The organism is Kushneria aurantia DSM 21353 (assembly GCF_000382245.1).
In the GTDB taxonomy this organism is placed as follows: domain Bacteria; phylum Pseudomonadota; class Gammaproteobacteria; order Pseudomonadales; family Halomonadaceae; genus Kushneria; species Kushneria aurantia.
Window position 1 is genome coordinate 19,512 of sequence record NZ_KB907889.1, and the last position, 13,321, is coordinate 32,832.

Here is a 13,321-nt window from a genome sequence, read left to right on the forward strand (position 1 = left end):
GCCGGCATGTTTGCAACATTTCGATTATTTCCTCTCAACCATCCCGATGCACCTTCATCCCCGCCCACACCTGGCGCACCGGCTGTATCTCCACCCGGTTGATGTTCAGGTGTGCCGGCAGGGTGGCGATGTAGAACATCTGCTCGGCGATATCCGCCGCCGACATCGGCGTGGTACCCCCGTAGAGCGCATCGGAGGCGGCCTGATCGCCCTTGGTGCGCACCAGGGTGAACTCGGTCTCGGCCATGCCGGGGGCAAGGTCGGTGACCCGCACGCCGGTGCCCAGCAGGTCGCAGCGCAGGTTGTAGCTGAACTGCTGCACAAACGCCTTGGTGGCGCCGTAAACGTGGCTGCCCTGGTAGGGCCACTGGCCGGCGGTGGAGCCGACGTTGATGATGCTGGCCCCCGCGCCCACCTCGATCAGGCTCGGCAGCAGGGCGTGGGTGACGTTGACCAGCCCCTTGACGTTGGTGTCGATCATGGTGTGCCAGTCGCCCAGCTCGACCTGCTGCGCCGGTTCCGGCGCCAGCGCCAGGCCGGCGTTGTTGATCAGCGTGCCGACGCGGCGAAATTCCTGTGGCAATTCGTCAACCACTTTTTGCACCGCCGTCTCGTCGCTGACATCCAGCTCGGCGATATGCACCTGCGTTTGTGCCGACAGCTCTTTTTGCAGCGCCTCGAGCCGCTCGCGGCGGCGGCCGGTAAGTACCAGCGGGAAGCCGGCCTCGGCGAAGCGGTGGGCGGCGGCGTGGCCGAAGCCGGAGGTGGCGCCGGTGATGAAAACACAGTTACTCACGATGAGCCCTCCAGAGATGATGGTTGCTGACCAGCATAGCAGAGCACGCTCCGCCACCGAGGGTCAGTGGCTCTCGCCGCGGCCGGTTTTATCCTGTAGCTCATCGATTCTGCGCGACGCTTCTGCCTTGGTAAGACTGTCGTCAAAATCGACGCCCGCTTCCTCACAAAGGGTGCGCAGATAGGAAGCCTGAGCACCGGTCATGCTCTCCTCTCCGGTCGTCCAGTCGCCGGGGTCCTTCTCGAGATTGCTGCCCTGCTGCTCGTTTTCCTGCGATTTATCGACCATGCGATGTCTCCTCGAGTGACATTAACTACTGTATAAAAATATAGACGTTGTCCCCCATAACGCCAATCTTCTACGATATTTGTACGAGGCAAAAAGAAGCGCCACCAGAGTTTTACGCAGACTATGGTAGCGCCGCTTTTCGGTCACGCCATCACCGCCATGGAAAGGCGGTGCATCCATTCCCGGATCGATTCGGAGCAGTACCATGGAAGGTATGTCACAGAGCTATCGCGAATTTATACGCGCCAATGGCTACACCCTGACCAGTGAAAGGATGCCACCGCGCGATACGCCGCTCGAGTGCGTCTACATCGAAAACGCCAGCCAGTCGATACGCACGACCAGCGCGACCCTGGGGTTGGCCAACAGCGCCACCCGGTGCAGCGAATGCGGCGTTACCGAGGCACTGATCAGCGGCTCATCCGCCTTCATTTCCTCTCTTGCCTGGCGCGTCGATCAGCCCATTCAATGAGGGCACCATCGCCTTCTGCCCGCCATGAAAGGCGGGCAGAGATATCACGCCTTTACTTTTAAAGTGCGCTGATCCCACAGCGAAACGCTTCTGTGGCATAAAAATCGTGCGCTACCGTTATCGGTTGCTCATACTGCAGGCGAGGCTCATATTCGGCGAGACGTCTGCATGAGTGATAAAAACTCTCCACAAGCCCCTTCTCAAAATCCGCACGTCAGGGCAGGCCCGCGGCACCGGCTACCGGTGCGCCTGTGGCACTGGTTCAACCTGTGGTGTCTGATCGTGCTGCTGATGAGCGGCCTGCAGATTTTCAACGCCCACCCGGCACTCTACTGGGGCAGTGTGTCCACTTTTGATGATCCCTGGCTTGAGATGTATGCCATCCGCACGCCTGCGGGTGACATCGAGGGCATTACTGCTCTCGGCTCATGGCAGTTCGAAACCACCGGCGTACTGGGTTACTCCAGGGTAGCGGGCCAGCCAGCGGTTCGCGGATTTCCCGAATGGTCGACCCTCCCGGGCTATCAGCACCTGTCGATGGGGCGGCTCTGGCACTTTTTCTTCGCCTGGCTGTTCGCCATCAGCGGTGCGCTGTTCGTGATCTACGCCCTGTTCAGCGGCCACCTGAAACGCGATCTCTGGCCCGCCGGGCGTGAGTGGCGCGGACTGGGGCGCGATATTCTCAACCATCTGAAATGTCGCTTTCACGACCACGCCGGCAAATACAACAGCCTGCAAAAGCTCAGCTATGCCGGTGTGATCTTCGTCGCCCTGCCGCTGATGATACTGACCGGGCTTTGCATGTCGCCCACTTTCAACGCCGTCGCTCCCTGGCTTCTGGACCTGTTCGGCGGTCGCCAGAGCGCTCGTTCGCTGCACTTTATTGTCGCCACTTTGCTGGTGCTGTTCGTCATCGTTCACGTGCTGCTGGTGCTTTTGACCCATCCGCTGCGTCAGCTGCGCGGCATGATTACCGGCCGCGCGCCGGTGGGCAGTGACGCGCGTCGACGCCACCAGGATTCGGAGCCCTCCCATGAGTGAACGCAACGAAGACGGCCTGAGCCGCCGAGCGCTTTTGCAGCGCGCCGCGCTGGGGGCGGCGGCACTCGGGCTTTCCGGCTGCGATCGGCTATCGCAAAACGATGCGCTGCTCAATCTGCTGGGGGGTGCCCAGGCGCTCAATATGACAGCCCAGCGGCTGCTGGCGGGCGACGCACTGGCGATCGAGTATCCGGCCTCGATGATCTCACCGGTCTTTCGTCCCAACGGCTCCACCGACCCGCAGACCGATCTCTACCGCGGTTATCTGGCCAACGACTTCACCGATTGGCGCCTCGAAATCGGCGGGCTGGTCGATAATCCGCTGAGTCTGTCACTGGCGGAAATACGGGCGATGCCGGCACGCACCCAGATTACCCGCCATGACTGCGTCGAGGGCTGGAGTGTGATCGGCCAATGGACAGGGCCAGTGCTCGGCGATGTGCTGGCGCGCGCCGGCGTGCAGCCGCAGGCACGCTATGTAGTGTTTCACTGCATGGATCAGCTCAACGGTCGCAATTTCTATTACGAAAGTATCGACATGGTCGCCGCCCGGCACCCCCAGACGCTTCTAGCCCACTCCCTTAACGGTGAGGCGGTGCCGGTCGCCAACGGTGCGCCACTGCGCCTGCGAGTGGAGCGCCAGTTGGGCTACAAGATGGCCAAGTATCTGCACGGCATTACGCTTGTCGAGCACTTCGACGATATCCAGGGCGGAAAAGGCGGCTACTGGGAGGACCGTGGCTATACCTGGTATGCGGGCATCTGAGTTTTCTGCCAAACCTGATAGCGTGCAAATATTAATCGCGCAATCTTTTTAAACGATCCAATATCGATGCATGCGACGTTCCTGCCAAAGTCGTCATCGTGGGTCTGGAAGGTACTGAACCGCCGATGCAAGACAGCCCCCGAGACCTACCGAGCCCCGCATCTGCGGGGCTCGGATTGATGGCAAAGCCCGTAAAAGCCCTGTGAAGACCTTGCGGAGAGGGTCGAAAACAGCCTGCAACGAGGATTATTCGCCAGGGATGGCGAATTTAGCGTCCATGGAAGGGTTTATAGCGCCCTCGTGAAAGGCTTTTCCGATCCGACAGCAACTTTGTCAGTAGCCTCAGGGCGTTTTCATGTGGCGCTACCGTGGCGCATCATCAAGCAGGTATACCGTCGCGCAGCACAGTCGCTCCGGCCGGGCCAGCAGCCTCGCGGCGGTAATCGGCAGGCGAAAGCGGCGCCTGCCGGCGGCGCCGGGATTGAACCACAGCTGTCGACCGCCCTCCTTCTTTTCGTGCCACTGGCAAAGCGGCTTGTGCGAGTGGCCGAATAAAAAGGCATCGAAGGCCGCCGTCGCCTCCACATCGGCGCGGTCGTGCACCAGTTGAAACCGCCAGCCGTTGATGGTGATATCGCGGCGCAGCGGCAGCGCCTCGCACCAGCTGTCACGATCGATATTGCCGCGTATGGCAATCAGCGGCGCCAACTCGGCGAGCCGTTCGAGAATTCTTTCATCGCCGACATCGCCCAGATGCAGGATCAAACCGCAGCCGCGCATCAGCGCCAGCGCCTCGTCGCGCAGCAGGCCGTGGGTATCGCTGATCACGCCTACCGGCGAGGAAAGCTCGAAGTGGTTCTGCTCACTCAAACCGCCGCTCATACCGCCCTCTCCTCTTCCCGACCTCACCGTCGGACTGGCAGCCACCGGCCGCGCCGTGCTAATGCTGTTCACTTTTCCCCACTACCAACCGGAGCCCCGACCATGAACGACACCCCTGCCCAGCGTCTGAAGGCCCTGCGTGAGGCGATGCGTGAACAGGCCATCGACGCCTGGCTGCTGCCCTCCTCCGACCCGCACATCTCCGAGTATCTGCCCGCGCACTGGCAGGGTCGCCAGTGGCTCTCCGGCTTTACCGGCTCGGTCGGCACCCTGCTGGTGAGCGCCGATTTCGCCGGCCTGTGGGTCGACAGCCGCTACTTCGTGCAGGCCGAGCAGGAGCTGGCCGGCAGCGGTATTACCATGATGAAGGTCGTTCAGGGGCAGCAGGTGGTCGCTCCCGTCGAGTGGCTCGCCGCACAGCACGACGAGCCCCTGACACTGGGCTTCGACGCCGCCGTGGTGCCGCTGGCCGCCGTGCGCCGCTTCAGCGAACTGCTGGGCGAGCGGGTCACTCTGGCCACCGACAGCGATCTGCTGGACGTCGTCTGGCATCACCGTCCGGCACTGCCCACCGCACCGGTGGCCGCCCATGACACGGCGCTTGCCGACGGCGACCGCAGCGACAAACTGGCCGCACTGCGCCGTGCCATGAGCGAGCAAAGTGCCGATGCCCATCTCATCTCATCGCTTGACGATATCGCCTGGCTGTTCAATCTGCGCGGCAGCGACGTCGGTTACAACCCGGTGTTCCTCGCCCACGCCCTGATCGAGCCCGACAGCGCCCGGCTTTTCATCGACCGCCGCAAGGTGGCCCCGGAACTGGAAACCCTACTACAGACGGATGGTGTCACTCTTGACGACTACGCCGCCGTCGGCGACGCCCTGGCCGCGCTGCCGGCACCGCGCCGGCTGCTGCTCGACCCCGCCCGGGTCACGCTGGCCCTCACCCGGCGTCTGCCCGAGGGCATCACGCTGATCGAAAACATCCAGCCCACCAGCCTGGCCAAGGCGTGCAAGCCCGAAGCCGCCATCGCCCATGTGCGCGAGGCGATGAAGCGCGACGGCGCTGCGCTGTGCCGCTTTCTGTGCCGCTTCGAGGCGGCGCTTGCCAACGGCGAAACCCTCACCGAGCTGACCGTCGACGAGTGGCTGACCGCCGAGCGCGAGAAGGGCGAGCGCTTCGTATCGCGCAGCTTTTCCACCATTGCCGGCTTCAACGACAACGGCGCCCTGCCCCACTACCAGGCGAGCCGTGATGCCCACGCCACCATCCAGGGCAACGGCCTGCTGCTGATCGACTCCGGCGGCCAGTACGAGGATGGCACCACCGATATTACCCGCATGGTGCCGGTGGGCCGTCTCGACGACGCCCAGCGTCGCGACTGTACCCTGGTGCTCAAGGGGCTGATCGCCCTGTCGCGCAGCCGCTTTCCCGAAGGCATCGAGGCGCCGCGGCTGGACGCTATCGCGCGCGCGCCGCTGTGGCAGGCGGGGCTCGACTACGGCCACGGCACCGGCCACGGCGTGGGCTACTATCTCAACGTCCATGAAGGCCCCCAGGTGATCTCCAACGGCGCCGCCCCGGCACCGCGCAACGCCATGCGTGCGGGCATGATCACCTCGATTGAGCCGGGCCAGTACCGCCCCGGCCAGTGGGGCGTACGCATCGAGAACCTGGTGGCCAACCGCACACTCGCGGCGCATCCGGGTTTTCTCGAATTCGAGACCCTGACGCTGTGCCCCATCGACACCCGCTGCCTCGAACCGGCACTGCTCAACGCCGAGGAGATCGACTGGCTGGACGCTTACCATGCCCGCGTGCGTGAGACGCTGGCACCGCAACTGGATGGGGAGACCCGGGAGTGGCTGGAGGCGCGCACGCGGCCGCTGTTATCGGTCTGAAGGCTTTTGATGCCGTGCGCTGCTCGCCATGGAGCCCGATGATCACGGCATACAGGGCACCAGCACGGCGTTGCCGGAGATCAGAGGGCTGCCCCCGGAGCGGCTGGCGCCCTGAACGCCTCATTCACCATCGGCGATCAGCCGCTCGATGCGGCTGGCGGCGTCGCTTGACTGGGCGGAGAGCGACCTGACCTCGCTGGCCACCACGCCGAAGCTCTTGCCCTCCTCGCCGGCGCGGGCAGCTTCGATGGTGGCGTTGAACGACACCATGTGGGTACGTCGGGTGATGTTGTTGATGTCACCGAGAATGTCTTTCACCTGGGCGGTAATGCGGCGGCGCTCGGTAATGTCCTCGGCGTACATGGCGACGCGGGTCAGGGCGCCCTCGGCGTTGAAGGCCGGATTGAAAGTGGCGTTCAAAAAGCCCTCGTGGCCGCCGCTGCAGGTAAAAACCAGCACTCGCCCGACAATACTGTTGCCATCACGTAGTTCGGCAAGATCGTTTTCTGTCAGATTATCGCTGTAAAGGCGCTCCAGCTCCGTCGCCGCCGCCTCGCGATCTTCTACCCCCAACGCCTCGCGCAGCAGGGGACTCACATCGAGCAGCTCGCCCCGGGCATCCCAGTCGGCGGCCACGAAAGCGTCGCGGATCGCACTGAGGCGAAGGGCGTCCTCGTCGGCGCGCATGCGGGTCTCGGTAATATCGGCCTGCACCGAAATGAAGCGCTCGAGCTCGCCATGGGCGTCAAAAATGGGATTGATCTGCAGCGAGATCCAGCGCGGCGTGCCATCCTTGCGATAGTTGAGAATCTCGACCTCGACCGGGCGTTGTGCCTTCAACTGGCGGCCGATGTCGGCCACGGTCTCGGGGTTGGTATTGCGGCCCTGCAGAAACTCGCCCGGGGCGCGCCCGAGCACCTCCGACTGCGTAAACCCCATCGACTCGACAAACCCCTGGTTGGCGTACTCGCAAAGCCCGCGAGCATCGGTAATCAGCATGCCGACATTGCTGCGGTTGGCCACCAGCGACAGCAGCTCGGCCTCCTTGCGCAGCCGCACCTGCTCGGTAATATCGAGGCCGAACTTGACCACCTTGCAGGGCACGCCATTGAGATCGGGAACAGGGCTGTAGTTCCCCTGGATCCAGACCTCGCTGCCATCCCTGGCATGGCGAAGAAATTCGCCAGCCTGATAGATGCCATTGTTCAGATCGCGCCAGAACCTGTCATAGGCCGGCCCCAGCTCCGAGCGAGGAACGAAAATCCGGTGGTGCTGACCGACAATCTCGTCGCGCTCATAGCCCATCAGCCGGCAGAAGTTGTCATTGGCTTCCAGAATCGTGCCCTGCGTATCGAATTCGATAATCGCCTGAGCCCTGTCCAGCGCGCCCAGCTCGCTTTGACTTTTCTCCCGGGCCAGCTTCTCTTCGGTATTGTTCCGGGCGATCTTGATCACCCGGTCGGTCCTGCCGCTGGCGCCGGGCACCGGATGATAGGTGGCCTGCAGCCATACGGGCGCGCCGTCCTTTTTGCGACGCAAAAACTCGGCGCTCTGCGGCGTGCCCCGGGCCAGCTCACGCCAGAAATCCTGATAGTCGCCGCTGGCGGCGTAATCGCTGTCGACAAATATACTGTGGTGCCGGCCCACCACCTCGTCGCGCTGATACCCCATCAGTTGCAGAAATTTCTCGCTGGCATCGACGATTTTACCGTCCGGTTCGAACTCGATGGAGGCTTCGTTGTGCAAAATGGCCTGCAGCGATCGCGCGGCGCGGGAGGTCATCAGTCGGGGCATGGGGCGTCTCATCCTTGAGGATCAAAAGCCCCTATCGGCTCCCGGCTGAGCGATCTTTACACACTAACTGAAAGGGGTCTGAAGACCCGGCCGGACGGCCGGGTCGATCGGCAGGAGAGGATTCAGATACTGTCGTCGGTGGCCGCCGGCAGGTCGGTGATCGCCCCCAGCGAGGCGGAGCTGACGGTACGTGCGTATTTGGCCAGCGCGCCGCGGGTGTAACGCGGCTGCGGCCGCTGCCAGGCGGCGCGGCGGCGCGCCATCTCGGCGTCATCGATGTGCAGGGTCATGACATCGTTTTCAGCGTCGATAGTGATCTCGTCACCGTCCTCGACCAGCGCAATGGGGCCGCCGTTGAACGCCTCCGGGGTGACGTGGCCGACCACGAAACCGTGGCTGCCGCCGGAGAAGCGTCCATCGGTCAGCAGCGCCACGCTGTCGCCCAGCCCGCGCCCCATGATCGCCGAGGTGGGGGTGAGCATCTCGCGCATGCCGGGGCCACCCTTCGGCCCCTCGTAGCGAATCACCACCACATCGCCGGCGCTGACGGTCAGGTCGTTGATGCGCGCCTGGGCCTCCTCCTCGGAGTCGAATACCCGCGCGGTACCGGTGAAGCGGGTGCCCTCCTTGCCGGTGATCTTGGCCACCGCGCCCTCGGGCGCCAGGTTGCCGTAGAGCACGCGCAGATGGCTGGAGGCTTTAACCGGCCGGTCCAGCGGCGCAATGATGTTCTGATCGTCGGCATAGGGCGCCACAGCGGCGAGGTTCTCGGCAAGCGTTTTGCCGGTCACGGTCAGGCAGTCGCCGTGCAACAGGCCGGCGTCGAGCAGGTTTTTCATCAGCGGCTGGATACCGCCGATCGCCACCAGCTCGCTCATCATGTAGTGGCCGCTGGGGCGCAGGTCGGCCACCACCGGCACCCGCTTGCCGATCTCGGTGAAGTCATCAAGCGACAGCGGCACGCCAATGGTGTTGGCGATCGCCAGCAGGTGCAGCACCGCATTGGTCGAGCCCCCCAGGGCAATGACCACCGTGATGGCGTTCTCGAACGCCTGGCGGGTCATGATAGCGGAGGGCTTGAGGTCGAGCTTCAGCAGTTCGAGCACGGCGACGCCGGCAGCGCGGCTGTCGTCAAGCTTGTTCTGCGACACGGCGTTCTGCGCCGAGGAGTTGGGCAGACTCATGCCCAGCGCCTCGATCGCCGAGGCCATGGTATTGGCGGTATACATACCGCCGCAGGAGCCGGGCCCGGGGATCGCAGTCTCCTCGATGCGCTTGACGTCGATCAGCTCCATGTTGCCCTGGGAGTGAGCGCCCATCGCCTCGAACACCGAGACGATGTCGGTGTGGCCCTCGCCGGGCAGAATGGTGCCGCCGTAAACGAAGATCGACGGCCGATCGAGGCGCGCCAGGCCGATCAGACAGCCCGGCATGTTCTTGTCGCAGCCGCCGATGGCGACCACGCCGTCGAAACCCTCGCAGCCGCTGACCGCCTCGATGGAGTCGGCGATGATCTCGCGCGACACCATCGAGTACTTCATGCCCTCGGTGCCGTTGGCGATCCCGTCGGAAATGGTGATGGTGTTGAACACCACGCCCTTGCCGCCGGCCTCGTCGGCACCGTCGCTGGCGGCGTCGGCCAGCTCGTTGATATGGCTGTTGCACGGCGTAACGCGGCTCCAGGTGGAAGCAATTCCCACCTGGGGTTTGGTGAAATCCTCATCGGTGAAGCCCACCGCGCGCAGCATGGCGCGGCTGGCCGCCTTGCCGGGGCCGTCCACTACCTGCGCCGAGTGTCGGCGCGTGCTGTCCTGTGAGGCATTATGGGACGTCGAAGGGCTATCCGGCCGATCCTGTTGACTCATGTGTGGCTCGCTTTCGATGCATAAGGGAAATAGAGGGCAAACAGTGACAGCGCTGCTCCGGGGCAGCGGCAGTCACTGCCGGGACTGCCGGGCGGCGACCGGCAGGGCGAGGTGAGCCCACCTGCGGATCGTCACAGGGGGCCGGCGCTCGCTGCGCGGATAGCGCGAACCGAGTATCAGGCTCGGTTCAGAAAAATGATTATACGCCCGCCCGGGCCTCGACGCGAAACCTCCGGGCGGCAGACGTCGCCGGCCCTCGCTTACACTTCAGCTGCGCGTGGCGATGGTCATATGATCGCTCAGTTCGAGTTCAAGCCGTGCCTTCTCAGGCAGCGGCCCTACCCCTTCCGGGGTACCGGTCAGGACCACATCGCCCGGCTCGAGCGTAAAGGACTTCGACATCTCGCACAGCAGCTCCGCCACGCCGAAAATCATGTTGGCGCTGTGACCGCTCTGGCGCCGCTCACCGTTGATAGAGAGCGAAAAATGCAGATCAGCGTAGTCGATCTCGCGCCCCTCGAGCGCGACGAAACGGCTCAGCGGACAGGCGCCGTCGAAAGCCTTGGCGCGCTCCCAGGGGTGGCCCTTCGCCTTGAGCTCGGCCTGCACGTCGCGCAGGGTCAGATCGAGCGCCAGGCCGATGCCGGCGATGGCCGCCAGCGCCTGCTCGGGGCGCACGCGCCTGAGCGGCCGGCCGATCAGCAGCGCCAGCTCGGTCTCGAAGTGCACCTCACCAAGGTGACGCGGCACGCGAATCGGCTCCTCCAGGCGCGCGGCGCTGGTCGCCGGCTTGATGAACAAAAGCGGCGCATCGGGCACGTCGTTGCCCAGTTCGCGGGCGTGGGCAGCGTAGTTGCGCCCCACGCAGACGATTTTGCCCAGCGGCTGCGCGGCAGGCTGGCCATCGCTAAACATGGGCTGAAAGACCATGAGAACTCCTTTTGTAACGACGCAATATGTCCTGCCGCCAGGGTGCCGCAAAAGCGCGGCGAAAGCCACCCGGCTTTCGTCGCCGGTAGTTGATCCGCGACCTGATTGCCATGCCTTGAAAAGACGCACTTTTTGCATCCATCAGGCGCTATCCTCGACATCAATAAAACGTCACGCTGACCGTTAACACAATCGGATAGCAAGTAGCGCGCCGTGCCGGCGGGGGAATCTCCACCAGCACGGCGCGAACACTTTATCAGCTTCCGCTTTTTAAGTTTCAGTAAAGATAAAGGGGAATTCAATGCGCCCGAGCGAGCTCAACATTCGTTGTTTTCAGTGTGGCAGTCGTTCGCTGCACATCCACAGCGTGGCTCGGCACGGCGCTGATGATCCGATCTACTGTCGCCACTGCGGCACCTATCTGGGACTGCGCAGCGATATCGGCTGGGAACGCCGCCGCCTGCTCACCGGCGCCGCCAACGACGATCGTTACGGCATTGAGGCCTCCTCTTTTCGTCAGCCGGCGGTGGGCGATGCGCTTCCCCCCGCAGAACATCCGCCAGGCCCTGTCGCAACCGAATAGCCCGAACCCTGCCGCTCCCGAGTACGACGTGCAAAGCGCGCTTTTCTTGATCGCGGGGGCGGGTTAGGCTAACGCCTCAACTGGCAATACCGGCGGTTTCAAGCCCGCCCGACCCGATGCCCCGTCTGAACGCCTCTTTCGCCGCCCGCCTGGCGCTGGCTGCTCTGCTGATCATTTTCATCGCCCCGGTGGTGTCGCAATCCCTTGCGGCGCTGAACACCAGCGCGCCCCACGCCGGCGCGATGTCTCACGGTCATCATCATCAAAGCGCCAGTGACCACGGCCATCACCATCACACTGCGGCGGCCGATGACGATGGCAGCACCGGTGGCGTGCATGCGAACTTCGACAGCTGCGGCTACTGCTCACTGCTGTCGCACTTTCCGCTCGCCGCCCAGCGCGATTTCTTCCTGCCGCCCGAGCGTGCCGGCCCTCACGCCGCGCCGATCATGGCCATTCGCGTCGGCCATGGCCGCAGCGCCGTCTTCCCCAATGCGCTGTCACGCGCGCCACCTCCGAACGGCCCTCTCTCCGCCTGAACCCTTGGTTAAAATTCGCCGCGCCGCGGGTATTGCAATACCTCGTGCGCGACACACTGGAGATGGTACATTGTCCCGTTCCTCAAACGACGTCCGCGCGCCCTGGCTGTGGCCGCTGGTCGGGCGTCTGCACTTCTATATCGGCCTGCTGGTCGGCCCCTTCCTGCTGATCGCCGCACTGAGCGGCATCCTCTACGCGCTGACGCCGCAGATCGAGCAGGCGCTCTATCATCATGAATTTTATACCGACGACGCCGAAGGCACGCCGCTGTCGCTGGCCGCCCAGGTGCGACTGGCCCGCGACGCCCATGGCGGTAACGCCGCACCGGTGGCGGTACGTCCGGCCTCCGAGCCGGGCCAGACCACCCGCGTGATGTTCGCTGACGACAGCCTCGGCCAGTGGGAGAACATGGCAGTATTCATCGACCCGGTCAGCGGCGAGGTGCGCGGCCAGCTGCCGGTCTACGGCACCAGCGGCATCTCGGCGTTTCGTATCGTCATCGACAAGTTCCACAGAGGCCTGCTGCTGGGCGATGTCGGACGTCTCTACAGCGAGCTGGCCGCCTCCTGGCTGTGGATCGCCGCGCTGGGCGGGCTGGCGCTGTGGTTCAAACGCCGCGCCAGCACTGCGCGCCGGCTGCCGGCGCCAAACGCCAGCCGCTGGCACCGCCGCCTCGGCCCCTGGGCCCTGATCGGCTTTCTGTTCTTCTCCGCCACCGGGCTGACCTGGTCGCAGTACGCCGGCGGCAACATCGGCGAGCTGCGCGCGCTTTACGGCTGGCAGACCCCCAGCGTCTCGACTCGCCTTGACCGCCCCGAGCCGGGAGCGGCGGGCATTCATGCCGGCCATGGCGGCAGTTCAGCGCCAGTGACGGCCGACCCGGCAGTATTCGACCGGGTGCTGTCCGCCGCCCGCGCCGAAGGGCTGAGCGCCAACAAAATCGAGATCATTCCGGCAAGCGATGCGGGCAGTGCCTGGCGGGTACGCGAGATCGGCCGCGAATGGCCTACCGAAGTGGATCAGGCCGCCATCGACCCCGTCAGCCTGGCGGTGATCGACCGCACCCGCTTCGAGGATTTCCCGCTCGCCGCCAAACTGACCCGCTGGGGCATCGATCTGCACATGGGGGTACTGTTCGGGCTGATCAATCAGTTGGTACTGGTGGTGTTCGCCAGTGCGCTGGTGGCGATGCTGGTGATGGGTTATGTGATGTGGTGGCGCCGTCGTCCGACCCGTACAAGCGCCGCGCTCACACCGCTGACGCTGTGGCAGGCGCTGGCGCGGGCGCCGCTGGCGGCGCGCCTCGGCGTGATCGTTATCGCCGCGCTGATCGGCTGGGCACTGCCGGTACTGGGTGGCAGCCTGATCCTGCTGATGGCGATCGACGCCGGGGTGGGGCTCTATCAGCGCCGACAGGGAAGCGCTCAGCGCCAGCCGGCGCTCTAAGGGTGGTTGATCGCCT

The 13,321-nt window shown here is 64.3% G+C and carries 13 protein-coding genes; 7 read left to right on the forward strand and 6 right to left on the reverse strand.

The features are described from left to right. Nucleotides 1–34: 34 nt before the first annotated feature. Both H146_RS0115480 and H146_RS0115485 read right to left on the reverse strand, forming a co-directional pair. Nucleotides 35–796: an SDR family NAD(P)-dependent oxidoreductase gene (locus H146_RS0115480; RefSeq protein ID WP_019952796.1), complete on the reverse strand. Its 762-nt coding sequence runs from the start codon at nt 794–796 to the stop codon at nt 35–37. Between the two features lie 63 nt (nt 797–859). Next, complete coding sequence (locus tag H146_RS0115485) at nt 860–1,084, reverse strand: DUF3072 domain-containing protein (protein WP_019952797.1); 225 nt, start codon at nt 1,082–1,084, stop codon at nt 860–862. A 205-nt stretch (nt 1,085–1,289) separates the two neighbouring features. On the opposite strand from H146_RS0115485, the gene H146_RS0115490 reads away from it, so the two are divergent. The 3 genes from H146_RS0115490 (at nt 1,290) to H146_RS0115500 (ending at nt 3,363) form a co-directional block, all read left to right on the forward strand. Further along, entirely contained in the window at nt 1,290–1,556 is a 267-nt protein-coding gene (locus H146_RS0115490; protein ID WP_019952798.1) for a hypothetical protein, read from the forward strand. Between the two features lie 168 nt (nt 1,557–1,724). After that, nucleotides 1,725–2,597, forward strand: coding sequence for a cytochrome b/b6 domain-containing protein (locus H146_RS19595; protein ID WP_051091035.1), 873 nt, complete (start codon nt 1,725–1,727; stop codon nt 2,595–2,597). Continuing rightward, nucleotides 2,590–3,363 (forward strand): molybdopterin-binding protein, encoded by a 774-nt coding sequence (locus H146_RS0115500; protein ID WP_019952800.1) that lies wholly within the window; start codon nt 2,590–2,592, stop codon nt 3,361–3,363. Before H146_RS19595 ends, H146_RS0115500 begins: the two co-directional genes overlap by 8 nt. Before the next feature lie 363 nt (nt 3,364–3,726). Here the strand turns inward: H146_RS0115500 and H146_RS0115505 are convergent, their stop codons facing one another. After that, nucleotides 3,727–4,245, reverse strand: coding sequence for a metallophosphoesterase family protein (locus H146_RS0115505; protein WP_019952801.1), 519 nt, complete (start codon nt 4,243–4,245; stop codon nt 3,727–3,729). Between the two features lie 102 nt (nt 4,246–4,347). Between H146_RS0115505 and H146_RS0115510 the strand changes: the two genes are divergently transcribed. Then, complete coding sequence (locus H146_RS0115510; RefSeq protein WP_019952802.1) at nt 4,348–6,147, forward strand: aminopeptidase P family protein; 1,800 nt, start codon at nt 4,348–4,350, stop codon at nt 6,145–6,147. Between the two features lie 120 nt (nt 6,148–6,267). On the opposite strand, the gene H146_RS19600 is transcribed toward H146_RS0115510, so the two are convergent. From H146_RS19600 to H146_RS0115525, 3 genes are all read right to left on the reverse strand, one after another. Beyond that, nucleotides 6,268–7,941 carry a PAS domain S-box protein gene (locus H146_RS19600; RefSeq protein ID WP_019952803.1) on the reverse strand — a complete coding sequence of 558 codons (1,674 nt, stop codon included), beginning with the start codon at nt 7,939–7,941 and terminating at the stop codon, nt 6,268–6,270. A 122-nt stretch (nt 7,942–8,063) separates the two neighbouring features. After that, nucleotides 8,064–9,806 carry a dihydroxy-acid dehydratase gene (gene ilvD / locus H146_RS0115520; RefSeq protein ID WP_026352040.1) on the reverse strand — a complete coding sequence of 581 codons (1,743 nt, stop codon included), beginning with the start codon at nt 9,804–9,806 and terminating at the stop codon, nt 8,064–8,066. Between the two features lie 267 nt (nt 9,807–10,073). Continuing rightward, on the reverse strand, nt 10,074–10,736 hold the full coding sequence (locus tag H146_RS0115525; protein WP_019952805.1) for a fumarylacetoacetate hydrolase family protein: 663 nt from the start codon (nt 10,734–10,736) through the stop codon (nt 10,074–10,076). 301 nt (nt 10,737–11,037) lie between these two features. Between H146_RS0115525 and H146_RS0115530 the strand changes: the two genes are divergently transcribed. From H146_RS0115530 to H146_RS19610, 3 genes are all read left to right on the forward strand, one after another. Beyond that, nucleotides 11,038–11,319, forward strand: coding sequence for a hypothetical protein (locus H146_RS0115530; protein WP_019952806.1), 282 nt, complete (start codon nt 11,038–11,040; stop codon nt 11,317–11,319). A gap of 116 nt (nt 11,320–11,435) precedes the next feature. After that, nucleotides 11,436–11,858, forward strand: a complete 423-nt coding sequence (locus tag H146_RS19605) for a DUF2946 domain-containing protein (RefSeq protein ID WP_019952807.1) — start codon at nt 11,436–11,438, stop codon at nt 11,856–11,858. A gap of 70 nt (nt 11,859–11,928) precedes the next feature. Continuing rightward, nucleotides 11,929–13,305 (forward strand): PepSY-associated TM helix domain-containing protein, encoded by a 1,377-nt coding sequence (locus H146_RS19610; RefSeq protein WP_019952808.1) that lies wholly within the window; start codon nt 11,929–11,931, stop codon nt 13,303–13,305. Nucleotides 13,306–13,321: the final 16 nt, after the last annotated feature.

Coding starts and splice junctions, on each gene's coding strand:
- H146_RS0115485 (WP_019952797.1), bottom strand. CDS start 1,084: ATGGTCGATAAATCGCAGGAAAACGAGCAGCAGGGCAGCAATCTCGAG.
- H146_RS0115490 (WP_019952798.1), top strand. CDS start 1,290: ATGGAAGGTATGTCACAGAGCTATCGCGAATTTATACGCGCCAATGGC.
- H146_RS19595 (WP_051091035.1), top strand. CDS start 1,725: ATGAGTGATAAAAACTCTCCACAAGCCCCTTCTCAAAATCCGCACGTC.
- H146_RS0115500 (WP_019952800.1), top strand. CDS start 2,590: ATGAGTGAACGCAACGAAGACGGCCTGAGCCGCCGAGCGCTTTTGCAG.
- H146_RS0115505 (WP_019952801.1), bottom strand. CDS start 4,245: ATGAGCGGCGGTTTGAGTGAGCAGAACCACTTCGAGCTTTCCTCGCCG.
- H146_RS0115510 (WP_019952802.1), top strand. CDS start 4,348: ATGAACGACACCCCTGCCCAGCGTCTGAAGGCCCTGCGTGAGGCGATG.
- H146_RS19600 (WP_019952803.1), bottom strand. CDS start 7,941: ATGCCCCGACTGATGACCTCCCGCGCCGCGCGATCGCTGCAGGCCATT.
- ilvD (WP_026352040.1), bottom strand. CDS start 9,806: ATGAGTCAACAGGATCGGCCGGATAGCCCTTCGACGTCCCATAATGCC.
- H146_RS0115525 (WP_019952805.1), bottom strand. CDS start 10,736: ATGGTCTTTCAGCCCATGTTTAGCGATGGCCAGCCTGCCGCGCAGCCG.
- H146_RS0115530 (WP_019952806.1), top strand. CDS start 11,038: ATGCGCCCGAGCGAGCTCAACATTCGTTGTTTTCAGTGTGGCAGTCGT.
- H146_RS19605 (WP_019952807.1), top strand. CDS start 11,436: ATGCCCCGTCTGAACGCCTCTTTCGCCGCCCGCCTGGCGCTGGCTGCT.